17 protein-coding genes are annotated in these 24,157 nt (G+C 44.2%); 9 read left to right on the top strand and 8 right to left on the bottom strand.

Annotated features, from left to right (window positions below; genetic code table 11):
* Window positions 1-45: 45 nt before the first annotated feature.
* The 4 genes from F0249_RS06820 (at window position 46) to lpxC (ending at window position 4,359) form a co-directional block, all read left to right on the top strand.
* Window positions 46-828, top strand: coding sequence for a cell division protein FtsQ/DivIB (locus F0249_RS06820; protein ID WP_017051071.1), 783 nt, complete (start codon window positions 46-48; stop codon window positions 826-828).
* Complete coding sequence (gene ftsA / locus F0249_RS06815) at window positions 821-2,092, top strand: cell division protein FtsA (RefSeq protein WP_017051070.1); 1,272 nt, start codon at window positions 821-823, stop codon at window positions 2,090-2,092. Before F0249_RS06820 ends, ftsA begins: the two co-directional genes overlap by 8 nt.
* Before the next feature lie 30 nt (window positions 2,093-2,122).
* A complete protein-coding gene (gene ftsZ / locus F0249_RS06810; RefSeq protein WP_017051069.1) occupies window positions 2,123-3,343 on the top strand; it encodes a cell division protein FtsZ in 1,221 nt (406 codons plus the stop codon).
* 98 nt (window positions 3,344-3,441) lie between these two features.
* On the top strand, window positions 3,442-4,359 hold the full coding sequence (lpxC, locus tag F0249_RS06805) for a UDP-3-O-acyl-N-acetylglucosamine deacetylase (protein ID WP_017051068.1): 918 nt from the start codon (window positions 3,442-3,444) through the stop codon (window positions 4,357-4,359).
* Window positions 4,360-4,444: 85 nt separating this feature from the next.
* On the opposite strand, the gene F0249_RS06800 is transcribed toward lpxC, so the two are convergent.
* Window positions 4,445-4,903 (bottom strand): DUF721 domain-containing protein, encoded by a 459-nt coding sequence (locus tag F0249_RS06800; RefSeq protein ID WP_017051067.1) that lies wholly within the window; start codon window positions 4,901-4,903, stop codon window positions 4,445-4,447.
* A 332-nt stretch (window positions 4,904-5,235) separates the two neighbouring features.
* Here F0249_RS06800 and secA point away from each other — a divergent pair, with 332 nt between their 5' ends.
* The 5 genes from secA to carB all read left to right on the top strand — a co-directional run bounded on the left by secA (window position 5,236) and on the right by carB (window position 14,202).
* Entirely contained in the window at window positions 5,236-7,962 is a 2,727-nt protein-coding gene (gene secA, locus F0249_RS06795) for a preprotein translocase subunit SecA (RefSeq protein WP_113799439.1), read from the top strand.
* 73 nt (window positions 7,963-8,035) lie between these two features.
* Window positions 8,036-8,437 carry an 8-oxo-dGTP diphosphatase MutT gene (mutT, locus tag F0249_RS06790; protein WP_113799437.1) on the top strand — a complete coding sequence of 134 codons (402 nt, stop codon included), beginning with the start codon at window positions 8,036-8,038 and terminating at the stop codon, window positions 8,435-8,437.
* 78 nt (window positions 8,438-8,515) lie between these two features.
* Window positions 8,516-9,325: a 4-hydroxy-tetrahydrodipicolinate reductase gene (gene dapB, locus F0249_RS06785; protein WP_171756203.1), complete on the top strand. Its 810-nt coding sequence runs from the start codon at window positions 8,516-8,518 to the stop codon at window positions 9,323-9,325.
* Window positions 9,326-9,815: 490 nt separating this feature from the next.
* Window positions 9,816-10,970 (top strand): glutamine-hydrolyzing carbamoyl-phosphate synthase small subunit, encoded by a 1,155-nt coding sequence (gene carA, locus F0249_RS06780; protein ID WP_171756202.1) that lies wholly within the window; start codon window positions 9,816-9,818, stop codon window positions 10,968-10,970.
* Between the two features lie 16 nt (window positions 10,971-10,986).
* Entirely contained in the window at window positions 10,987-14,202 is a 3,216-nt protein-coding gene (gene carB, locus F0249_RS06775; protein WP_171756201.1) for a carbamoyl-phosphate synthase large subunit, read from the top strand.
* A gap of 90 nt (window positions 14,203-14,292) precedes the next feature.
* Here carB and F0249_RS06770 read toward each other — a convergent pair whose 3' ends face one another.
* The 7 genes from F0249_RS06770 to gltB all read right to left on the bottom strand — a co-directional run bounded on the left by F0249_RS06770 (window position 14,293) and on the right by gltB (window position 24,067).
* Window positions 14,293-14,913, bottom strand: coding sequence for a TRIC cation channel family protein (locus F0249_RS06770; protein ID WP_113799429.1), 621 nt, complete (start codon window positions 14,911-14,913; stop codon window positions 14,293-14,295).
* Between the two features lie 72 nt (window positions 14,914-14,985).
* Entirely contained in the window at window positions 14,986-15,780 is a 795-nt protein-coding gene (gene btuF / locus F0249_RS06765; protein WP_253825284.1) for a vitamin B12 ABC transporter substrate-binding protein BtuF, read from the bottom strand.
* 79 nt (window positions 15,781-15,859) lie between these two features.
* Window positions 15,860-16,813, bottom strand: coding sequence for a cobalamin biosynthesis family protein (locus tag F0249_RS06760; protein ID WP_113799425.1), 954 nt, complete (start codon window positions 16,811-16,813; stop codon window positions 15,860-15,862).
* A 10-nt stretch (window positions 16,814-16,823) separates the two neighbouring features.
* Window positions 16,824-17,519, bottom strand: coding sequence for a 5'-methylthioadenosine/S-adenosylhomocysteine nucleosidase (gene mtnN / locus F0249_RS06755; protein WP_017051058.1), 696 nt, complete (start codon window positions 17,517-17,519; stop codon window positions 16,824-16,826).
* Window positions 17,520-17,659: 140 nt separating this feature from the next.
* On the bottom strand, window positions 17,660-18,088 hold the full coding sequence (locus F0249_RS06750; protein ID WP_017051057.1) for a DUF1499 domain-containing protein: 429 nt from the start codon (window positions 18,086-18,088) through the stop codon (window positions 17,660-17,662).
* A gap of 86 nt (window positions 18,089-18,174) precedes the next feature.
* Window positions 18,175-19,587: an FAD-dependent oxidoreductase gene (locus tag F0249_RS06745; protein ID WP_113799421.1), complete on the bottom strand. Its 1,413-nt coding sequence runs from the start codon at window positions 19,585-19,587 to the stop codon at window positions 18,175-18,177.
* A 16-nt stretch (window positions 19,588-19,603) separates the two neighbouring features.
* A complete protein-coding gene (gene gltB / locus F0249_RS06740) occupies window positions 19,604-24,067 on the bottom strand; it encodes a glutamate synthase large subunit (protein ID WP_171756199.1) in 4,464 nt (1,487 codons plus the stop codon).
* Window positions 24,068-24,157: the final 90 nt, after the last annotated feature.

Raw genomic sequence — 24,157 nt, 5'->3', positions numbered from 1 at the left:
ACGATAGGGAATAGAATTGCAAGCTAAGAAAAGGGATCGCGGACTTTGGTAGAAAGTGCTTTAAGTGAAGGCCGTTCAGTATCCAATTACCCACTAGTAAAAGAGCACGCTTTTGGCGCGACTTTTTTGCTGGTGGTTTTACTATTAATTGGCTCTCTTCTTTATTCAACATTAAGTTGGATGTGGGATGATCAACGACTCCCACTCTCAAAAATAGTATTGCAAGGTGATTTGAGTTACGTAACGGCACACGATGTACAGCGTGCTTTTGCTCAGTTGGATCATATTGGCACCTTTATGTCGCAAGATATTGATGCATTGCAATCGAGTGTTCAGGCTATTCCATGGGTGTCACAGGTATCCATTCGTAAGCAATGGCCTGACACAGTGAAAGTATTTTTAACGGAATATCACGCTTCTGCTATCTGGAATGGAAATGAACTGTTAAATGAATCTGGTGATGTATTTAATGGTGATGTTGGCCAACTGAAAGGTGAGCGAGTTAAGCTTTATGGACCTGACGGTACAAGCCAGCAAGTATTGAATATTTGGCAAGAGAATAACCCTCGCTTTCAAAGTTTAGGGTTAGCAATTACCTCTCTTGTGTTGAATGAGCGTAGAGCGTGGCAAATTATTTTAGATAATGGCATTCGTCTTGAATTAGGCAAAGAGTCGTTATCAGAACGTATTGAGCGATTTATCTCACTTTATAATGAATTAGGCGCAAAAGCTGAACAAGTGAGCTATATCGATCTTAGGTATGATACGGGAGCTGCCGTTGGTTGGTTTCCTAAGCAAGACTTAGAACAAGAGAGTACAGATGACTAAGACCACAGATGACAACATTATTGTTGGTCTTGATATAGGCACTGCAAGTGTTTCGGCTCTAGTTGGTGAGGTCCTACCTGATGGTCAAATAAACATCATTGGTGCAGGAAGTAGTCCTTCTCGAGGGATGGATAAAGGCGGCGTTAACGATCTTGAATCCGTTGTTAAATCGGTACAAAGAGCGGTCGACCAAGCAGAGTTAATGGCAGAATGCCAAATTAGTAATGTATTTATCTCCTTGTCGGGTAAGCATATTGCAAGCCGTATCGAGAAAGGGATGGGGACCATATCTGATGAGGAAGTTTCTCAGGATGATATGGATCGCGCCATACATACTGCCAAGTCAATCAAAATTGGGGAAGAACTGCGTATCCTGCACGTTATTCCCCAAGAATTTACGATTGACTACCAAGAGGGAATTAAAAACCCGCTTGGTTTGTCTGGTGTCCGTATGGAAGTGAGTGTTCATCTTATTTCCTGCCATAATGATATGGCGCGGAACATTATTAAAGCAGTGGAACGTTGTGGACTAAAAGTTGAACAGCTAGTGTTCTCCGGTTTGGCCTCAAGTAATGCCGTTATTACCGAAGATGAGCGAGAGCTGGGTGTCTGTGTTGTCGATATTGGCGCTGGTACAATGGATGTGTCTATTTGGACTGGTGGTGCATTAAGGCATACTGAAGTTTTTTCTTACGCTGGTAATGCGGTCACAAGTGACATTGCATTTGCGTTTGGCACCCCTGTCAGTGATGCTGAAGAGATTAAAGTTAAATACGGCTGCGCATTAAGCGAATTAGTGAGTAAAGATGACACCGTTAACGTCCCAAGCGTTGGTGGGCGTCCTTCTCGTAGCTTGCAAAGACAGACATTATCAGAAGTTATTGAGCCTCGTTACACTGAGTTAATGGGCTTGGTTAATCAGACGATTGATACTGTTCAAGTTAAATTGCGCGAAGATGGTATTAAGCACCATTTAGCTGCTGGTGTCGTCTTAACGGGTGGCGCAGCACAAATTGAAGGATTGGTGGAGTGTGCAGAACGCGTATTCCGCAATCAAGTTAGAGTAGGTAAACCTCTAGAAGTTAGTGGTTTAACCGATTACGTTAAAGAGCCGTATCATTCTACGGCTGTTGGCTTACTTCATTATGCAAAAGATAGTCAGATCAATGATGATGGTGAATATAGTGAGCCTAAGCGCTCTTCTGTATCGTCAGTGTCAGGAATATTCGGCAAGTTGCGTAACTGGATACAAAATGAGTTTTAACCTGAGTTGCAGGGAAAACGGAGACAACACATGTTTGAACCGATGATGGAAATGTCAGACGATGCAGTAATCAAAGTCGTTGGAGTTGGTGGTGGCGGCGGTAATGCTGTAGAACACATGGTGCGAGAGTCTATTGAAGGCGTTGAGTTCATCAGTGTAAACACAGATGCGCAAGCACTGCGTAAAACAAGCGTAAATAGCGTTATCCAAATTGGTGGCGACATCACTAAAGGCTTAGGTGCTGGTGCAAACCCGCAAGTTGGACGTGATGCAGCTCTTGAAGACCGAGATAGAATTAAAGAAATTCTGACTGGGGCCGATATGGTATTTATAGCCGCTGGTATGGGTGGTGGTACTGGTACTGGTGCTGCTCCTGTTATTGCTGAAGTGGCAAAAGAGCTAAATATCTTAACAGTTGCCGTTGTGACTAAACCTTTCAGCTTTGAAGGCAAGAAGCGTTTAGCCTTTGCAGAGCAAGGTATTGAAGAACTGTCTAAGCATGTTGACTCTTTGATTACTATTCCAAATGAGAAGTTGCTTAAAGTTCTTGGTCGTGGCGTGACGCTACTTGAAGCATTTGCAAGTGCCAATGATGTACTTAAAAATGCGGTTCAAGGTATTGCGGAGCTTATTACGCGTCCTGGTATGATCAACGTCGATTTCGCGGATGTTCGTACAGTGATGTCGGAAATGGGCCACGCAATGATGGGTAGTGGTATTTCTCGTGGTGAAGATCGCGCAGAAGAAGCAGCAGAAACTGCAATCTCAAGCCCATTACTAGAAGATATTGATTTAGCTGGTGCTCGTGGCGTACTGGTTAACATTACCGCTGGTTTAGACATGCGTTTAGATGAATTTGAAACTGTGGGTAACACAGTGAAAGCATTTGCATCTGATAACGCAACGGTGGTTATCGGTACTTCTCTAGACCCAGATATGACAGATGAAATTCGCGTTACTGTTGTTGCAACGGGTATCGGTACAGAAAAAAAACCTGATATCACATTAGTTGCAGGTGGAAAAGCGAAAGTGGCAGCAGTGTCACAACCGCAAGCGCCAGTACAACAAGCTGCGAAAGTAGAAGAAAAACCGGCACAACCTTTGCAAGAAAAAGTAGAGGTAAAACCACAGCCGACATCGCCAAATATGAGTCAACCTTCAGTGAGTGCGGGTCAAAGCGCAGCACCAAAGGCTGAAAAAGAGAGTGGATACTTAGATATCCCAGCATTTTTACGTCGTCAGGCTGACTAATTAGTAACCATTAATTTGACACTGTTCAAAATTATGGTAGCATTCGCGGTCGGTTAGCTAACCGATCGTGATTGTAGCACTGACAAAGAGGCAAGCAGATGATCAGACAACGTACTCTGAAAGAAATAGTGACAACAATCGGTGTGGGTCTCCATTCCGGTCGTAAAGTGACACTTACTCTTCGCCCTGCTGCTGCAAATACGGGTATCATTTATCGTCGTACTGACCTAAATCCACCTGTTGATTTTCCAGCAGATCCGGCGTCAGTTCGTGACACTATGCTATGTACAGCATTAGTTAATGATGAAGGCGTACGCATTTCCACGGTAGAGCACCTTAGTGCTGCACTTGCTGGTATGGGTATCGATAACATCATTATTGAGGTTGATGCACCTGAAATTCCAATCATGGATGGCAGTGCAAGTCCGTTTGTTTACTTGTTACAACAAGCTGGAGTTCAAACGCTCAATACTCCAAAGCGATTCATTCGAATTAAAAAGCCGGTACGTTTTGAAGACGGTGACAAATGGGCTGAATTTGTTCCATTTAATGGCTTCCGAATGGATTTTGAAATCGACTTTAATCACCCTGCGATTGAATCAGACGAACAACGCATGTTGTTTGACTTCTCTTCTCAAGGTTTTGTTAAAGAGATTTCTCGTGCTCGTACATTTGGTTTTATGCGTGATATTGAGTACTTACAATCACAGAACCTATGTTTAGGTGGCAGCTTTGATTGTGCGATTGTCCTAGATGAATATCGAATTTTGAATGAAGAAGGTCTTCGTTACGAAAATGAATTCGTTACTCATAAAGTTCTAGATGCTATCGGTGATTTATACATGTGTGGACACGCTATTATTGGTGAGTTCCGAGCTTATAAATCAGGGCATGGTTTGAATAACCAATTATTAAGAGCTGTGCTTGCTGACCAAGAAGCTTGGGAATGGGCTACTTTTGAAGAAGAAGCTGGTTCTCCAGTTGCATTTGCAGACCCTAATATGGTTTTAGCGTAAGTAGCACAAATTGAATTTAAAAAAGCCAGGTGTTGAAGCCTGGCTTTTTTGTATCTGAATCTTTATAGCGAAAATCGTTCCATGGCTATTTGTTTTTTTCTGCCATTTGAGCAATTTTCTCAAGGCGAGCTTTTATTTTCGGTGGTGCCATTTCTGCGATCATTAACAGAGAACCTGCTGCCGCATCAGAAATAGGTGGGCGAGACGGTTCCTTGTTTTCATGCTTCTCCTGCATCGTTCTATAAAGTGCTGGGTTTATTTTCACTTCAAGTCCAATTAGTCTGGCAAACCCCATATTTCTCAGTTGACTTAAAATCATCAGCCGATCGTAGTTTATCTTCATCTTTATCGATGCACTCGCAACTTCGATAACAAGATTACCGCCACGTAAGTTTGCGGCCCTACATTGGTTTGCAGTTCCTTTAGGTAAAATATCACGCAAGGCATTATTGATGGTCATTATCTCGGCGGCATGCTCTTGTAATTGGCTGAATCGAGATTCTGAAATGAGCGTTTGAGTAAGGGTTGGCCGATGATCACGCATGAAATTACTCATAAATAGAAGAGATATACGTGCAGTTTAGACGAGGAAGGCTTGTTGGTACACTGTTGTTGCAATCAAAGTTTGTCTATTCATTCGTCAATCGAGCATAAAAGTACAAAGTGCTTCAAACTATTGGGTTTAGCGATGGTTGTTCAACTCAAAATTACTTACACTACTGAGTACAAAATTCAGAATGAGCCTTGAAAATCAAAGTCTGTATCACAATATCAGTGAGAGATGATTTATCTCAGTATCCTTAGTTTAAAACTGGTAGAGACTGAAGGCATTAATACTAGATCGAAGACGATCTAAGAACGAGAGATCCACAGCAAATGATTACTAAGTTACTGACAAAGGTAATTGGCAGTCGCAATGACAGAACACTGCGCCGCCTTAGAAAAATCGTAAAAGAAATTAATAACTATGAGCCAACGTTTGAAGCATTATCTGACGAAGAGCTTAAAGCGAAAACGATAGAATTCCGTGCTCGCCTAGAAAAAGGTGAGAGCTTAGATAACCTGCTTCCTGAAGCTTTCGCAACGGTGCGTGAAGCATCAAAACGTGTTTATGGCATGCGCCATTTCGACGTTCAGCTTATTGGTGGCATGGTACTAAACAATGGCCAGATTGCAGAAATGCGTACTGGTGAAGGTAAAACACTTACCGCAACATTACCTGCATACTTAAATGCACTGCCTGGAAAAGGTGTGCATATCGTCACAGTGAATGATTACCTAGCGAAACGTGATGCGGAAACTAACCGCCCACTATTTGAATTCTTAGGCATGACCGTTGGTGTGAACGTTCCGAATATGGCTCCACCAGAAAAGAAAGAAGCGTACCTTGCTGATATTCTTTATGGAACAAACAACGAATTTGGCTTTGATTACTTGCGTGACAACATGGCTTTCCGCAACGAAGACCGAGTTCAACGTGCACGTTTCTTCGCTGTTGTCGATGAAGTGGACTCGATTTTAATCGATGAAGCTCGTACGCCATTGATCATCTCTGGTCCTGCTGAAGATAGCTCTGAGCTATACACCAAGATTAACACCCTGATCCCTCATCTTGAATTGCAAGAAAAAGAAGATTCAGAAGAGTATCGTGGTGATGGTCACTACACCATGGATGAGAAATCTAAACAGGTGTACTTAACTGAGACAGGCCAAGAGTTTGTTGAAGAGTTGATGGTTAAAAATGGTTTGATGGAAGAGGGGGATACTCTTTATTCACCAACCAATATCAGCCTATTGCATCATGTTAATGCTGCGCTACGTGCTCACGTACTGTTTGAGAAAGATGTTGATTACATCATCTCTGAAGAGGGCGAAATTGTAATTGTTGATGAGCACACAGGTCGTACTATGCCTGGTCGTCGCTGGTCTGAAGGTTTACACCAAGCTGTTGAAGCAAAAGAAGGTGTGAAGATTCAGAATGAAAACCAAACTCTAGCATCAATTACGTTCCAAAACTTCTTCCGTCTGTATGAAAAACTGTCGGGCATGACGGGTACTGCGGATACAGAAGCCTTTGAATTCCAATCTATCTATGGGTTAGAAACCGTTGTTATCCCAACGAACAAACCTATGGTACGTGATGATATGCCGGATGTGGTGTACCGTACTGAAGAGGATAAATTCAACGCAATCATTGAAGATATTAAAGATCGCGTTGAAAAAGGCCAACCAAGCTTAGTGGGTACGGTTTCGATTGAAAAATCAGAACTGCTTTCTAATGCACTGAAAAAAGCGAAAGTGAAACATAACGTACTTAACGCTAAATTCCACGAAATGGAAGCTGAGATCGTTGCACAAGCGGGTACGCCAAGCGCGGTTACTATCGCAACTAACATGGCTGGTCGTGGTACGGATATTGTACTAGGTGGTAGCTGGCAAGCTCAGGTTGAGAAGTTAGACAACCCAAGCAAAGAGCAAATCGCTGAAATTAAAACCGCATGGAAAATTGTTCACGATAAAGTTTTAGAATCTGGTGGTTTACACATCATTGGTACTGAACGTCATGAATCTCGTCGTATTGATAACCAGCTTCGTGGTCGTTCTGGTCGTCAAGGTGATGCTGGTTCTTCACGTTTCTATCTATCAATGGAAGATTCTCTGCTGCGTATTTTCACATCAGAGCGCATGGCTGGTTTGATTCAAAGCGGTATGGATGAAGGTGAAGCGATTGAAAGCCGCATGTTGTCTCGCTCTATTGAAAAAGCGCAACGTAAAGTTGAAGGCCGTAACTTTGATATTCGTAAACAGTTACTTGAGTACGATGATGTTGCCAATGACCAACGTAAAGTGGTTTATGAGCTACGTGATGAACTAATGAGTGCTGATGACATCAGCGAAATGATTGAACACAATCGCGAAGATGTCTTCACTACTGTAATCAACGAGTACATTGCCCCTCAATCTCTAGATGATATGTGGGATATTGCAGGTCTTGAAGAGCGCATGAAGAATGACTTCGATCTTGAGATGCCAATTCAGGCATGGCTAGATGAAGATGATAAACTTTATGAAGAAGCATTACGAGAGAAGATCTTAAACACGGCAGTTGAGACTTACCGTGCTAAAGAAGAGACTGTTGGCGCAACTGTTTTACGTAACTTTGAAAAATCAGTGATGCTACAAACCCTTGATACGTTGTGGAAAGAACACCTAGCGGCAATGGACCATTTACGTCAAGGTATTCACCTACGTGGTTATGCTCAGAAGAACCCAAAACAAGAGTACAAACGTGAATCGTTTGAGTTATTTGAGGATCTTCTTGAAGCACTAAAACTTGATGTGATCACTATCTTGAGCAAAGTTCGAGTTCAACAACAAGAAGAAGTTGAACGTATGGAAGAGCAACGTCGAGCGCAAGCAGAAGAAGCGGCACGTCGTCAGCAGTTCCAACATAAAAATGCGGATAACCAGTTATCTGATGAAGAGCATGCGGAAGAAGGTCACCAACCTATGGTACGTGAAGAGCGTAAAGTAGGTCGTAATGAACCATGTCCATGTGGCTCTGGTAAGAAATACAAACAGTGTCATGGTCAAATTGCATAATCCATGATCTGTTTTTAATAAATAAAAGAGTCGCTTAGGCGGCTCTTTTTGTAGGTAAAACATAGGAATGTACATGAAACGCGTCCATATCGTTGCAGCGATCATCTTTAACTCAGATAAAAGCCAAGTATTTATCACAAAGCGCCCGGACCACGTTCATAAAGGAGGCTTTTGGGAGTTCCCTGGTGGCAAAGTAGAAGGGGGCGAATCCATCGAGGATGCGATAAACCGTGAATTAAACGAAGAAATTGGTATTGAGATTGTTGAACAATCCTTATTCGAACATTTGGAGTTTGATTACCCGGATAAATCTCTAAAATTTGACTTCATCGTAGTGAGCCAATTTAAACATGAACCGTATGGCAAAGAGGGGCAACAAGGGGAGTGGGTGGCCGTCGAAAACCTAGCTAAGTATGCATTTCCTGAAGCGAATGTTCCAATTTTAGAGCGAGTTATAAAAGAATTTAGGCGGTAGTCATAGGGTTTAAAACTCTAGCACGGAGTAACGCTTTACGTTACATTGTGTTCATCATCACAAAAGGAGAACAACGCAATGGTTCGAATTGCGATTGCAGGAGCAGCAGGCCGAATGGGCCGAAACCTCGTAAAAGCAACACATCATCACTCAGGCGCTGCTGTTGGAGCTGGCTCTGAGCGTCCTGAATCTTCCCTTATTGGCGTCGATATTGGTGAACTCTGCGGTGAGGGGCATTTTAATGTTTCTCTGGTTGATAACTTAGAAAAATCAATTGATCAGTTTGACGTCATTGTCGATTTCACCGCACCAGTAAGTACTCTAGTTAACATCGAATTATGCCGTCAGCATGGTAAAAAACTGGTGATTGGCACAACGGGTTTTTCTGAAGAAGAGAAACAAGTGATCGCTCATGCTGCGAAAGAAATTCCGATCATTATGGCACCTAACTATAGCGTGGGTGTTAACTTAGTCTTTAAGTTGCTGGAAAAAGCCGCGAAAGTGATGGGTGATTATTGTGACGTGGAAATTGTAGAGGCACACCATCGTCATAAAGTTGATGCGCCATCAGGTACTGCGATTGGCATGGGAGAAGCTATTGCAGATGCAATGGGAAATGATCTCAATGATGTGGCAGTTTGGTCTCGCGAAGGGATAACTGGCGAACGTACAAAAGATGAAATTGGTTTTGCAACGATTCGCGCAGGTGACATTATTGGAGAGCACACGGCAATGTTTGCCGATATTGGTGAACGTGTTGAGATCACTCATAAAGCGACTGATCGTATGACCTTTGCTAATGGTGCCATTAAAGCTGCGGTTTGGCTAAATGAAAAGCCTGCTGGCTTCTATACAATGACTGATGTTTTAGGCTTAAATGACCTTTAAGTAGATAATTATGCGCTGAGATCTCTCGGCGCATAGAAATTCCCTACCTTTTTCTCACCACTCTTCTTCATATTTATTCACTAAAATCTCATTATATCCAAGGTTTTTACTTGTTGTTTTGGGTGTTTGGTGTCTATTTTTCGTTATTGTTCTTATAACTTGTATCAAATTATTTAAAGTAACGATTGCGTATTGTCTATTTGTTCTTATGATCGATTGTTAGTGTGTATTTTTATCCCAAATAATAGTTTTACTGGTTTTGAGCTGTTTATTACATCTAAATGTTCTGTTTTGGGGCTTTTAGGGTGAAAGTTCGAATTTCGCGTTAAAAAACCATATTTATTTTCGAGTGAATGTTGACACAAATCACGCTAATCAATAGAATACCGCCAATTTGTCTAATTTCCATAAAAACGCTGGTTAATCGCGTAAAGGAAGGTAGAATTGCAAATTAAATCAACTTTAATGCATTTTTATTCTGGAGGTTGCCTTGAGTAAGTCAGCACTGCTAGTCCTAGAAGATGGGACGGTATTCCACGGTGAGTCCATAGGCGCAGATGGTTCCGCTGTTGGAGAAGTCGTTTTTAACACCTCGATGACGGGGTACCAAGAAATCCTCACTGATCCTTCCTATTCCCAACAAATTGTTACCCTCACTTATCCCCATATAGGCAATACCGGAACCAATTCCGAAGATGAAGAATCCTCTTCTATCCATGCCCAAGGCCTTGTAATTCGCGATCTCCCCCTCATCGCTTCTAATTTCCGTAATGAACAATCCCTTTCTGATTATCTTAAATCACAAAATATCGTTGGTATTGCTGATATCGATACGCGCAAGTTAACTCGAATCTTGCGTGAGAAAGGCGCTCAAAACGGTTGCATCGTTGCTTGTGCTTCTTTGAAAGATAGCCATATCGATGAAGCTTTGGCGCTCGCGAAAGCAAAAGAATTTCCTGGCTTAAAAGGTATGGACCTTGCGAAAGAAGTTACAACAAAAGAAGCGTATCAATGGAAGCAGGGTTCGTGGACGCTTACGGGTGGCCTTCCTGAAGCGAAAGATGATAGCGAATTGCCATACCACGTTGTCGCTTATGACTTCGGAGCAAAGCGTAACATCTTGCGTATGCTTGTTGACCGTGGCTGCCGCCTAACGGTTGTTCCAGCTGAAACGTCAGCTGAAGAAGTATTAGCACTGAATCCGGATGGTGTCTTTTTATCAAATGGTCCTGGAGATCCAGAGCCATGTACCTACGCGATTGAAGCAACCAAAGTGTTCTTAGAAAAAGAGTTACCAATTTTTGGTATCTGTCTAGGACACCAAATACTGGCTTTGGCTTCTGGCGCTAAAACAGTAAAAATGAAGTTTGGCCATCATGGTGCAAACCACCCAGTGAAAGATTTGGATCGTGATATCGTGATGATTACTTCACAAAACCACGGCTTTGCGGCTGATGAAGCGACACTTCCTGAAAACTTGCGAGCAACGCATAAGTCTTTATTTGATGGCTCTTTGCAGGGAATTCATCGTACAGACAAACCAGCCTTTAGCTTCCAAGGTCACCCAGAAGCTAGCCCTGGACCAGAAGATGCAGCACCGCTGTTCGACCACTTTATTGAATTAATTAAATTGCATACAGCGTAAATCGGAGTAGTAGACAATGCCAAAACGTACTGACATTAAAAGCGTTCTTATTCTAGGTGCTGGCCCGATTGTTATCGGTCAGGCTTGTGAATTCGATTACTCTGGTGCTCAAGCCTGTAAAGCCCTGCGCGAAGAAGGCTACCGAGTTATTCTTGTAAACTCGAACCCAGCAACCATCATGACTGATCCAGATATGGCGGATGCGACTTACATTGAACCTATTCATTGGGAAGTGGTTCGCAATATCATCGCGAAAGAGAAGCCAGATGCAGTGCTTCCTACAATGGGTGGGCAAACTGCGCTTAACTGTGCGCTAGATTTAGAAAAGTACGGAGTGCTTGAAGAGTTTGGTGTTGAGATGATTGGTGCAACGGCTGACGCGATTGATAAAGCGGAAGACCGTTCTCGTTTTGATAAAGCAATGAAGTCGATTGGTCTTGAGTGTCCAACGGCTGATACCGCTAAAACAATGGAAGAAGCTTACAAAGTTTTAGATATGGTCGGCTTCCCTTGTATTATTCGCCCTTCATTTACTATGGGTGGTACCGGCGGTGGTATCGCTTATAACAAGGAAGAGTTTGAAGAGATTTGTCGCCGAGGTTTAGACCTTTCGCCAACGAATGAGCTGCTTATTGATGAATCTCTTATCGGTTGGAAAGAGTACGAGATGGAAGTGGTTCGTGATAAAAACGACAACTGCATCATCGTTTGTGCGATTGAGAACTTCGACCCGATGGGTATTCATACCGGTGACTCAATCACGGTTGCTCCGGCTCAAACACTTACGGACAAAGAATACCAACTAATGCGTAATGCTTCTCTTGCAGTATTGCGCGAGATTGGTGTTGAAACGGGTGGTTCAAACGTACAGTTTGGTATCAACCCGAAAGATGGCCGTATGGTTATCATTGAGATGAACCCACGTGTATCACGTTCATCTGCTCTTGCCTCTAAAGCGACTGGCTTCCCTATCGCGAAAATTGCCGCAAAACTGGCTATTGGCTTCACGCTAGATGAGTTAATGAATGACATCACTGGTGGGGCAACTCCAGCATCTTTCGAACCAACAATCGACTATGTTGTGACTAAGATTCCACGCTTTAACTTCGAGAAATTTGCAGGTGCAAATGACCGCTTAACGACACAAATGAAGTCGGTTGGCGAAGTGATGGCCATTGGTCGTAACCAACAAGAATCTCTGCAAAAAGCATTGCGTGGCCTAGAAGTTGGAGCGACGGGCTTTGATGAGATGGTTGATCTAGAAGCACCAGACGCGCTAACCACGATTCGCCATGAGCTAAAAGAAGCAGGTTCGGATCGCATTTGGTATATCGCAGATGCCTTCCGTGCCGGTATGTCGGTGGACGGTGTATTTAACCTTACCAATATTGACCGCTGGTTCTTGGTTCAAATCGAAGACATTGTGAAGCTTGAGCAAGACGTGAAAGCGAGTGGCTTTGCTGGCTTAAATAAAGAGATGTTGAATAAGCTGAAGCGCAAAGGTTTTGCCGATGCTCGCCTGTCTAAGATTCTAGGTGTTGCTGAAAGTGAAATTCGTCGTCTACGTGACCAATATGACATTCACCCAGTATATAAGCGCGTAGATACTTGTGCGGCTGAATTCTCTTCAGATACCGCGTACATGTACTCATCTTACGATGAAGAGTGTGAAGCGAATCCGACAGATAAAGAGAAAATCATGATCTTGGGTGGCGGTCCAAACCGTATCGGCCAAGGTATTGAATTTGATTACTGTTGTGTACACGCTTCTTTAGCACTACGTGAAGATGGCTATGAAACCATCATGGTTAACTGTAACCCTGAAACTGTTTCTACCGATTATGATACCTCTGACCGTTTATACTTCGAGCCTGTTACCTTGGAAGATGTATTAGCGATTGTTCGTGTTGAAAAACCAAAAGGTGTGATTGTTCAGTACGGTGGTCAAACACCCCTGAAACTGGCGCGTGAACTTGAAGCGGCTGGTGTGCCAATTATTGGTACAAGCCCTGATGCCATCGACCGAGCTGAAGACCGTGAGCGTTTCCAAGTGGCTGTAGATCGTTTAGGTCTTTTACAACCAGAAAACGCTACCGTAACGACGATGGAGCAGGCTGTTGAAAAGTCACGTGAAATCGGTTTCCCGCTTGTCGTTCGCCCTTCGTATGTATTGGGTGGTCGAGCAATGGAAATTGTCTACGATGAGCAAGATTTACGTCGCTACTTTAATGAAGCAGTGAGTGTTTCAAATGAATCACCAGTACTACTTGATAGCTTCTTAGATGACGCGGTTGAAGTGGATGTAGATGCCATTTGTGATGGCGAACGTGTTGTTATTGCGGGTATTATGGAACACATCGAGCAAGCGGGGGTTCACTCTGGTGACTCTGCATGTTCTCTTCCTGCTTATACTCTCAGCCAAGAAATTCAAGACGTGATGCGCGAACAAGTTGAAAAGCTTGCTTTCGAATTGGGCGTTCGTGGTCTTATGAATACTCAGTTTGCGGTTAAGAATAATCAAGTCTACCTCATTGAAGTTAACCCTAGAGCTGCGCGTACGGTTCCGTTTGTTTCTAAGGCAACCAGTGCGCCTGTTGCGAAGATTGCCGCTCGTGTAATGGCAGGTCAGTCTCTAGAGTCTCAAGGCTTTACTAAAGAGATCATTCCGCCTTACTACTCTGTAAAAGAGGTGGTATTACCGTTCAACAAGTTCCCTGGTGTTGACCCACTATTAGGTCCAGAAATGCGCTCTACGGGTGAAGTGATGGGGGTTGGTGCAACATTCGCTGAAGCTTATGCGAAAGCGGAACTTGGATGTGGCAATGTTTACCCAGAAGGCGGGCGTGCGCTTCTATCTGTTCGTGAAGAAGACAAAGAGCGCGTAGTCGATTTAGCTTCTAAGCTAATTAAACTGGGTTATCAGTTGGATGCGACTCACGGCACTGCGGTTATTCTCGGAGAAGCGGGCATCAACCCTCGCTTAGTGAATAAAGTCCATGAAGGTCGTCCCCATATTCTTGACCGTATTAAGAATAATGAGTACACCTACATTGTGAATACCGCCGCTGGTCGTCAAGCGATTGAAGATTCGAAAGTACTTCGTCGCGGAGCGTTAGCTGAGAAAGTGAACTACACGACAACGCTAAATGCAGCATTTGCGGTGTGTATGGCGCACCAAGAAGATGACCGAAATACAGTTACTTCCGTTCAGGAGTTACACGCAAAAATTTAAGCAAACGGATAGAGTTTCACTTTTGCTTATTCACTAATAGACAAAGCCCGCTGACATAGCGGGCTTTTTGTTTCTTTGGCCTTACTATCGCTATTTATTCAACGCAAACGTCGGAAGAGATAAGTGCCAGCGAATTGCGCCAAGTCGAATGAATAAGGTAACAAACACGCCTGCTAAAAATGCACTAGAGTTATCGAGGTTCATGGCAAGAGCGATAGTATGTACAGCGCCACCAGCAATACAAGCGGTCGCGTACACTTCACTACGTAAAACCATAGGGACTTCACGAGCTAAGATATCTCGGATAATACCGCCACCACAGCCAGTGATTACGCCCATGATGACGGCAACAAGTGATGAATCTTGATATATTAAAGACTTCTCTACACCAATCCCCACGAACGCAGCGAGGCCAATCGCATCACAAACGGGCAGTACCCACCAAGGTAGACGTTTAGGACGACGAACTAAAATCATCGTGAGTAAACAGGTGATTAAAATTACCCACAAATACGTGTTATCGGTGATCCAAAATACAGGGGTAGCACCAAGGGCCATGTCGCGGATAGTACCTCCGCCAATCGCAGTTACACTTCCAAGTACAATTACGCCAAAAGGGTCCATTTTTAGGCGTCCGGCGAGAATAACACCAGATATGGCAAAGATAGCAGTGCCAAATAAATCAATGAAGTAAAGCAGCATGGAGTCCATGTTACTGATCGCTCTTGTTAAGTTTACGGGACAGGATAGGACGCGAATTGTACGAGATATTTTCTTAAAAAGTTAGCGGTTTTGACGAGTGTATTCGAAGCGAGCGCACACTTCTTTAATTGCGTTTAGTGTTCTTGGGGTTGGTCTATTGATCCAGTCTGAATTTAATGACCACATATGCTGGTTTTTCACTGCGGGGATTTCAGCTTTCCAATTTGCCCATTGGCTTTGATCTTGTATTGCATGTTCAGAAGTGAAGATAACATCGGGTTGCTTTATCACCACTTGCTCAATACTGACTTGGGGGTAAGGCGCAGAACTATTAGCAAAGATATTCTCTCCACCGCAGAAACGAAAAATTTCACTCGGCCAATTACCTTGTGCAACCGTGATGATTGGCTTTTCACTGAGTTGATAGAAGTAGCTAACTGGCTGTGATACTTCATACTGTTGCTTGAGTTTCGCTAACCCTTTTCGGTACTGCTTCGCCGCTTGTAATCCAATATTGGGGTCATCTGAAAATTGACTCATCTGCTCGATGTTTTTTGCGATATCTTCCAATGTTTTCGTTTCAGAGTCGTAAATAGTAAATCCAAATTGACGAAGCTTATCTAGCTCTCTCGGCGGGTTTCCAGCAGGCCAAGCAAGGATTAAATCAGGTTGCAGAGCAATAATTCGCTCGAGTTTTATACCTTGATAATTCGCTACTTTTTCTAGCGATTTTGCCGCGTCTGGGTAATCACTATGCTCACTCACCGCGATCAGCTTATCGCCTAAACCTGCGGCATAGGCAATTTCAGTGGCATGAGGTGCTAGGCTAATGACTCTCTTGATTTTATTACCGTCAGTGGTTGGAGTCGCGGACATTGCAAAACTAGACCACAGTGCATTCGTACCTATGACAAAACAAGTTAATAGAGATGGTCGAGATAAAAGAGAAAACACGCTAGATACCTTGATAGAAAAGCAGCAATAGAGCACTTTGCACGAGGATCCAAATAAGAATTCTCCCCGCGAGTAATTTTTGCAATTGAGATAAATGCAGAGCGGATGGGGCGATACGTCCACCAAGCTTCGCTCTAATGGTTTTCTTATCGTTATAAATAGCAGGGCCGCCTAGAGATAATTCAAGCTTATGCCCTATTGCTGCCATTAACCAACCGGGGCCGGGTAATGGCCAAGTTTTTCCTTGCTCAAGCATGCCTTTAAAAGCGATGGTGGCTTTGTCACCGATGACAATCATTAAGCTGAAAAGGCGTAAGGGGATGAAATCTAGAATCGCCACACAACGAACGACAGGAATACCGAATGGCGAAAATTGATGTCGACTTGGGGACCATGCACGAGCAAGTTCTGCGGTTAGGCGATACATCAGTGCGCCAATTCCACCACCAATGGCATACCAAAATAGAACGCACACTACATTGCGACCATAGCCCATTATGATGGTTTCTGCGCCTGCTTTTCCAAGCCCTAATGTCGATAGGCTTTCTGTTTGACGGTTGACGATAGGGGCCAATAAGCGTCTTGCTAGTTTTTTATCTTCTTTAGCTAATGCTGAGACTAGTTGGTTTGCAAGCTTCTCATTATTACGCCAGTCAATGGCAATCAGTAAAAGAGCTAATTCAAAAAGTTGTGTTTGCCAAACTAACGGTTTAAGTGCCAGCATCACAGCAAGAGCGGGTAGGCACATGAGTAACCAAGCGAGGCTCCCAGATACAAGACTTTGTGAGTAGTTGTTATTGGTGTTGACTTTACTCGCTAGCAGTTCAGCGAATTTATGCCACAGCGTTGTGGGATGAGCGGAGTGCGGGATGGGTAAAATCAGGTGAAATAGCAGTGCTCCCCACATTACGAGGAGCACGCCATTTGCAAACAGTTGGTCAAATAACTCTTGCATCAATTAAGACTTACTTTAGGAGCTCAACCATTTTGAATACCATCTCTGATGAGCTTTGAGCCGCCAAAGGTAGGAATTCTTCAAAGCTCATTGGTGATTCTTTATCTGCTACATCAGAGATTGCACGTACCACAACAAATGGAACTTTGAATTGGTGACACGCTTGAGCAATAGCCGACGCTTCCATTTCAACCGCTACAACCGAAGGGAAGTGCTTACGAATGAATGCTTGGCGCTCAGGAGTGCATACAAAAGCATCGCCAGTACAGATGAGGCCGCGTACCGCGTGCTTATCATCCATTTGAGCCAGCGCTTGTTCAGCAACGGCCATTAGTTTCTCGTCAGCTTTGAACGCTGCAGGTTGACCTGCCATTTGACCGATTTCGTAGCCAAATGCCGTCACGTCAGCATCATGGTGGCGAACTTCAGTTGAAACAACCACATCACCTAAGTTTAGAGATGAGTCAAAACCACCGGCAGAACCTGTGTTTAGAACAACATCTGGTTGGTATTCGCTTAGTAGGATAGAAGTACCTACCGCTGCTGCAACTTTACCAATACCTGACTGAAGCAAAACAACGTCAACACCATTTAGTTGACCAGAGAAAAAGGTACAACCGCCTTTATTGATCTCTTGTGCATTTGAAATTGCGTCTTTAAGGATGGTAACTTCTTGTTCCATCGCACCGATAATACCGACTTTCATAGTGTATCTCTTTGAAAAATGACTGATTGAATTGGGGCGAAGTGTAGCATAAATCATGTGATAAATGACTAGGGAGAGTGATAATTAGTCATGCTCTCCCTTGCTATCATTGATGAATTACTGTGCGAGATTGTCGATGGTTATTTAATAAGGTTTTTACTGAGTAGCTCCGCTCTTAATTGCTCGACTCGTTTTCGATTCACACCAAAATCAGAGTAACCTACACGGGATTCCGATCGCACGATCAGAGTGTCGCCCGTAATTCTGAGTTCTAAATCGTCTACAAATCGCATTATTTTACTGGTCGATTCAATGCGTAGGTAGTCAGTTTCTTTCGTTGCTGTTTTAGCGCCTGGAAGCGTAAGTGCCACCGCTTCGATAGCATCCATCGTTGCATTAGGAGTAAGATGGAAAGGAGCAACTGAAAATTCATCACGACTATCTTGAGTGGATACACAGTTGGGTTTATCACCACATGGGGATGAAGTTCTATCTGTCATGCTGGCTATTCCTTGGCTGCAAGCGGTAAGTGTGGCTAAGCTCAAAACAATAAAGGCTACTTTTTTCATATGATTCCCTGTTTATCACTCCAATATGGTGGATAACGAAAAGGATCCAATGCGGATCCGTTTCGTACAGCTTATTCTTAAGTGGTTCAGATATCTAGATAATCTAGAATTCCTTCCGCCGCTTTGCGCCCTTCATCAATCGCAGTCACAACTAAATCGGATCCTCTTACGGCATCACCGCCAGCGAAGATTTTTTGATGACTGGTTTGATATTGAAACTCTTGTTCAGCAGGGGCCTGAATTCGTCCCCATTGATCAAGATTAACACCAAAAGGCTGTAGCCAATCCATCTTGTGTGGCTGGAAACCAAATGCCATGATCACCACATCAGCATCAATAATATGTTCGCTATCTGCAACGGGCTCAGGTCTACGTCGTCCTGCTGAATCGGCCTCACCTAGCGCGGTTTTTACCACTTTGACACCACAAACTTTCCCAGACGCATCGATCTCTATATTTAAGGGTTGAAGGTTGAATTTGAATTGAACCCCTTCCTCTTTTGCATTTTTTACTTCGCGTCTAGATCCGGGCATATTGGCCTCATCTCTACGGTAGGCACAAATGACGTTCTTCGCGTTTTGACGAATGGATGTACGAACGCAATCCATCGCGGTATCTCCTCCTCCGAGGACAACGACATTTTTACCCGCCATATCGATAAAAGGATCGTCGGTGTGGAGATCCATCACTTTATAAGTATTCGAAATTAGAAATGGAAGCGCATCATAGACTCCGGGAGCGTCTTCATTTTCAAGTCCCGCACGCATGTTTTTGTATGTTCCTACTCCGAGAAAAACCGCGTCGTAGTCATCGATTAAGGTTTGGAGTTGTACATCTTTTCCGACTTCCACGTTCATTTGGAACTCGACACCCATTTCGCTGAAAATTCGACGACGATTTTGCATCACCCCTTTCTCTAATTTGAATGATGGGATCCCAAAAGTCAGTAAACCTCCAATTTCAGGGTAACGATCAAAGACAACGGGTTTTACTCCATTTCGAATAAGAATATCAGCCGCAGCGAGCCCTGCTGGTCCAGCACCAATAATGGCGACTTTCTTATCTGTCATCTCAACATGAGACATGTCAGGTTTCCAACCCATCTCAAAGGCTTTGTCGTTAATATACTTTTCAATATTACCAATAGTGACAGCACCAAAATCATCATTTAGGGTACAAGATCCTTCGCACAGGCGATCTTGCGGACACACTCGACCACACACTTCGGGCAAGCTATTGGTTTGATGAGAAAGTTCTGCCGCTTCAATGATTCGTCCTTCATTAGCGAGTTTCAGCCATTGAGGGATGTAGTTATGTACTGGGCATTTCCATTCGCAATAGGGGTTTCCACAGTCCAAACAGCGATCTGCCTGAGCCGTCGCTTGTTGCTTGGTGAAAGGTTCGTAAATTTCTACAAACTCGATCTTACGAATTTTTACCGGTTTCTTCGCTGGGTCGACGCGTTTGACATCAATAAATTGGTATACGTTCTGGCTCATGATAAGACTCCTTCTATTACTGGGCTTGAACGCGTAGTTCTGCAGAGCTACGGCTTTGATGTCCGAGTAGCGTGCGCAGATCAGCGGCTTGAGGTTTAACAAGGTAGAACTTTGGAATCCATTCATCAAAGTTGGCTAATATGTTTTCGGCGTGTGTTGATCCTGTCTCTTCTAAGTGTTCGGCAATTAAGCCACGTAAATGTTCTTGGTGAATATAGAGATCCGCTAGAGAGACCGCTTCCACAGATTCGTTGTTTACTCGCCCTTGGAAATCTTGGTTTTGATCCATCACATAGGCAAAACCACCGGTCATACCCGCGCCGAAGTTCACACCTGTCGCCCCTAGGATTGCGACAATCCCTCCGGTCATATATTCACATGCGTTGTCTCCTGCACCTTCTATAACAGCGATAGTGCCTGAATTACGAACACCGAATCGTTCGCCTGCGGTGCCGGCCGCAAGTAGCTTTCCTCCGGTAGCACCATATAAGCAGGTGTTGCCAATGATGGTGGCGTCGTTGCAGTTGAATGCCGTGCCTAAATGGGGTTTGATAACGATTTTTCCGCCAGCCATGCCTTTACCGACGTAATCATTGGCATCGCCAGTAAGATACAGCTCTACGCCACCCGCATTCCATACACCAAATGATTGCCCTGCGGTTCCGTTAAGGTGCAGTTTAATCGGTGTTCCAGCCATGCCTTGATTACCATAACGCTGTGCGATCTCTCCTGAGATCCGAGCTCCGATGGATCTGTCGGTATTGATGACATCGTAGTAAAAATTGTTACTCTGTTTTGCTTCTATACTGATTAACGCATCATCTAAAATGGTTTGGTTGAGCTGCGCTTTATCGAAAGGAGCGTTTGGCTCTGTCCAAAATAGTGGATGCCCTTCAGGAGATACAGGAGCTTCGAGTACTGCTGATAGATCGAGCTTACTCTGTTTTGCGGTCATGCCTTGTACGGTTTCAAGTAAGTCGGTACGCCCAATCAAGTCTGTTAGCTTTTCGACACCAAGCTCAGATAGGTGTTCGCGTACCTCTTCGGCCAATCCAATGAAATAATTCATCACCATTTCAGGAAGACCTTTGAAATACTCTCTACGCAGAGTTTCATCTTGGGTTGCCACACCAGTCGCGCAGTTGTTGAGATGGCAGATCCGCAAGAACTTGCATCCCATTGCTACCATTGGCGCGGTGCCAAAACCGAAACTTTCAGCACCAAGGATTGCTGCTTTGATGACGTCTAGACCTGTTTTCAATCCACCATCGACTTGTAAGCGGATTTTGTGTCGCAGACCATTAGCGACGAGCGCTTGCTGGGTTTCAGCTAAACCTAACTCCCATGGACTCCCCGCATATTTCACTGAGGTGAGTGGGCTTGCGGCAGTTCCGCCATCGTAGCCTGAAATCGTGATGAGGTCGGCATAGGCTTTGGCAACGCCAGTGGCGATGGTGCCAACTCCGGGTTCAGAAACGAGTTTGACGGAGATTAAGGCTTTTGGATTCACTTGTTTGAGATCGAAAATCAGCTGCGCAAGATCTTCAATGGAATAAATGTCGTGATGTGGAGGAGGGGAGATTAACGTCACCCCTTGAACGGAATGACGTAATTTAGCGATTTCAGCCGTAACTTTATGCCCTGGGAGTTGACCGCCCTCTCCGGGTTTTGCGCCTTGTGCGACTTTAATTTGTAGTACATCCGCATTGACGAGGTAGTGTGGGGTTACGCCAAATCGACCGGAGGCAATCTGCTTAATGCGTGAATTTTTCTCAGTGCCAAAACGGCGAGGATCTTCACCACCTTCTCCAGAGTTAGAATAGCCACCTAAACGGTTCATGGCGGTGGCTAACGCTTCATGAGCTTCAGGACTCAAGGCTCCAATCGACATGGCAGCAGAATCAAATCGTTTGAATAGTTCAGTGCTCGCCTCAACTTGTTCGAGTGGCAGTGTCTGTCCTGTTTTCTTTAATTGCATTAAATCTCGCAGCATCGCGACTGGGCGAGAATTCACTTGTTTGGCAAAAGCTTTGTAATCGGAAGTCTCTCCAGATTTCACAGCTTGCTGTAGTGTACCTACCACATCTGGGTTGTAAGCATGGTACTCGCCGCCATGAACATACTTTAGTAAACCGCCATGTTCGATACTCTTTCTTTTTGCCCACGCTTTGCGAGATAGGTTGTGTAGGTCTTGTTGGAAATCATCAAAGGTAGCGCCTTGAATACGAGTCGTCACGCCTTTAAAGCAGAGATCTATCAACTCTTGGTGTAAGCCCACCGCTTCAAATAGTTGAGAGCAGCGGTAAGAGGCGATGGTTGAAATGCCCATTTTGGACATGATTTTGTATAGCCCTTTGTTGATGCCATTTCGATAGTTCAACATGACTTGGCTATAACTTTTCGCGATCCCACCTTCGTCAATCACCTTGCCTAAGGTTTCGTAAGCTAGATATGGATAGACAGCGGTTGCACCAAATCCAAGCATAACGGCAAATTGATGTGGGTCTCGCGCAGTTGCAGTTTCTACAATGATATTGGCATCACAACGAAGGTCGGTTTCAGCTAAACGAACTTGCACAGCCCCTACCGCCATCGCTGCTGGGATCGGTAATGTTGCTTTCTCAATATTACGATCTGATAGAACGATAAGAACGGTGCCTTCGCGGACAACTCGTTCAGCTTGATCACATACATGAATGAGGGCTTGCTGAAGATCTTTTTCGTCTGGGTTGTAATTTAGATCAACAATGGTATGTCGGTAGTGTTTATCACTAAGTGCCAATAGTTGCTGCATATCGGAGTGCAGTAACACGGGGGATTCAAAGCTTACTCGGTAAGCGTGTCCATCGGTTTCGCAAAAGACATTCATTTCCTGCCCGACGCTGGTGGCAAGTGACATCACATGCTTTTCACGCAAAGGGTCTATGGGAGGGTTAGTCACTTGGGCGAACTTCTGGCGAAAATAGTCTGTAACCAGTCGCTCTTTAGATGACAATACCGCCATTGGCGTATCGTCTCCCATTGAGCCTGTCGCTTCTTGTCCCATGTCTCCCAATACACGAATGACTTGATCAACCTCTTCATTGCTCATCGCAAATTGTTTTTGGTATGTTTTCAGATGATCGTTATCGAGAGATCGCTCACCGACTTGGTCATCTTTAAGATCTGAAAATGGCGTCAGTTTATGGACATTATTTTCCATCCACTCTCGGTAAGGGTGACGATTTTTTAGATCGTTATCGATCTCACTGGATTGCCATAGCTTACCACGACGAGTATCGACAACGAGTAATTCACCAGGCCCTACACGACCTTTTTCTGATACCTCATCAGGCGTGTAATCCCAGATCCCAACTTCAGATGCGAGAGTGATCAGGTTATCTTTTGTGATCACATAGCGAGCAGGTCGTAGCCCATTGCGGTCTAAATTACAGGCGGCATATCGTCCATCGGAAAGGACTATCCCTGCTGGGCCATCCCAAGGTTCCATATGTTTGGAGTTGAAATCATAGAAGGCACGTAGATCGGGGTCCATGTCTGGGTGGTTCTGCCAAGCGGGCGGAACCAGCATCCTCATCGCGCGGAATACGTCCATGCCTCCAGATAAAAACAGATCGAGCATGTTATCTAAGCTTGAAGAGTCTGAGCCTGTTTCATTCACAAATGGGGCGGCGGTTTGTAAGTCGGGCAGAAGTGGCGATGAGAATTTATAAGCACGAGCGCGAGCCCATTGACGGTTACCTTCAATGGTATTGATTTCACCATTATGAGCGAGATAACGAAACGGTTGAGCCAGTGGCCAGCGAGGTTGGGTATTGGTTGAAAAGCGCTGGTGGAACAAACAAATTGCGGATTCCATTCGCAGATCGGCTAAGTCTAAATAGAATCTTGGCAAATCCGCAGGCATGCAGAGCCCTTTATAAACAATGACTTGAGTTGATAGGCTGCAAATATAGAATTCATCATCATTTTGGATGCTTTTTTCGATGCGGCGACGAGCAATATACAGTCGGCGTTCTATGTCTCTTTCTCGCCATCCTGCGGGGGCTGAAATAAACACTTGTTGAATGCTGGGCAGAGATTCGGTTGCGATTGGCCCTAGAACATCGGCGTTAATCGGAACTTCTCTCCAGCCTGAAACGGTTAAAGTTTCTTGAGCGAGCTCTTTATTAATGATGTCGCGAGCAAGCTCTGCTTTCACTGGATCTTGATTGAAGAAGATCATCCCGATGGCGTATTGCTTGCCAAGTTTCCAATGGTTCTCTTCTGCAATGAGTCTTAGGTAGGTATCTGGCTTTTGTAGTAACAGACCGCAACCATCACCCGTTTTTCCATCGGCGGCAATGCCCCCTCGGTGAGTCATTCGATCCAATGCTGAAATAGCGGTGCGGACTAGTTTATGGCTTGCTTGGCCTTCCATGTGCGCGATGAGGCCAAATCCACAGTTATCTTTTTCAAGATTTGGATTATATAGAGCCATTGCAATTCTCCTTTTGCTTCCTGCTTCTTTAGCAGAGAAATGACTAACTATTCTTTATTGTTGTTATTTTCTCTATAGTTATGCACTTTT

The organism is Vibrio sp. 03-59-1 (assembly GCF_013114135.1).
GTDB classification, from domain to species: Bacteria; Pseudomonadota; Gammaproteobacteria; order Enterobacterales; family Vibrionaceae; genus Vibrio; species Vibrio cortegadensis.
The sequence above is the reverse complement of the archived record's forward strand: the minus strand, read 5'-3'. Positions and strand labels throughout refer to the sequence as shown.

What these genes read in the sequence shown, in the direction of transcription:
- ftsA (WP_017051070.1), top strand. Translation starts at nt 821, where the DNA reads ATGACTAAGACCACAGATGACAACATTATTGTTGGTCTTGATATAGGC.
- ftsZ (WP_017051069.1), top strand. Translation starts at nt 2,123, where the DNA reads ATGTTTGAACCGATGATGGAAATGTCAGACGATGCAGTAATCAAAGTC.
- lpxC (WP_017051068.1), top strand. Translation starts at nt 3,442, where the DNA reads ATGATCAGACAACGTACTCTGAAAGAAATAGTGACAACAATCGGTGTG.
- F0249_RS06800 (WP_017051067.1), bottom strand. Translation starts at nt 4,903, where the DNA reads ATGCGTGATCATCGGCCAACCCTTACTCAAACGCTCATTTCAGAATCT.
- secA (WP_113799439.1), top strand. Translation starts at nt 5,236, where the DNA reads ATGATTACTAAGTTACTGACAAAGGTAATTGGCAGTCGCAATGACAGA.
- mutT (WP_113799437.1), top strand. Translation starts at nt 8,036, where the DNA reads ATGAAACGCGTCCATATCGTTGCAGCGATCATCTTTAACTCAGATAAA.
- dapB (WP_171756203.1), top strand. Translation starts at nt 8,516, where the DNA reads ATGGTTCGAATTGCGATTGCAGGAGCAGCAGGCCGAATGGGCCGAAAC.
- carB (WP_171756201.1), top strand. Translation starts at nt 10,987, where the DNA reads ATGCCAAAACGTACTGACATTAAAAGCGTTCTTATTCTAGGTGCTGGC.
- F0249_RS06770 (WP_113799429.1), bottom strand. Translation starts at nt 14,913, where the DNA reads ATGGACTCCATGCTGCTTTACTTCATTGATTTATTTGGCACTGCTATC.
- btuF (WP_253825284.1), bottom strand. Translation starts at nt 15,780, where the DNA reads ATGTCCGCGACTCCAACCACTGACGGTAATAAAATCAAGAGAGTCATT.
- F0249_RS06760 (WP_113799425.1), bottom strand. Translation starts at nt 16,813, where the DNA reads ATGCAAGAGTTATTTGACCAACTGTTTGCAAATGGCGTGCTCCTCGTA.
- mtnN (WP_017051058.1), bottom strand. Translation starts at nt 17,519, where the DNA reads ATGAAAGTCGGTATTATCGGTGCGATGGAACAAGAAGTTACCATCCTT.
- F0249_RS06750 (WP_017051057.1), bottom strand. Translation starts at nt 18,088, where the DNA reads ATGAAAAAAGTAGCCTTTATTGTTTTGAGCTTAGCCACACTTACCGCT.
- F0249_RS06745 (WP_113799421.1), bottom strand. Translation starts at nt 19,587, where the DNA reads ATGAGCCAGAACGTATACCAATTTATTGATGTCAAACGCGTCGACCCA.
- gltB (WP_171756199.1), bottom strand. Translation starts at nt 24,067, where the DNA reads ATGGCTCTATATAATCCAAATCTTGAAAAAGATAACTGTGGATTTGGC.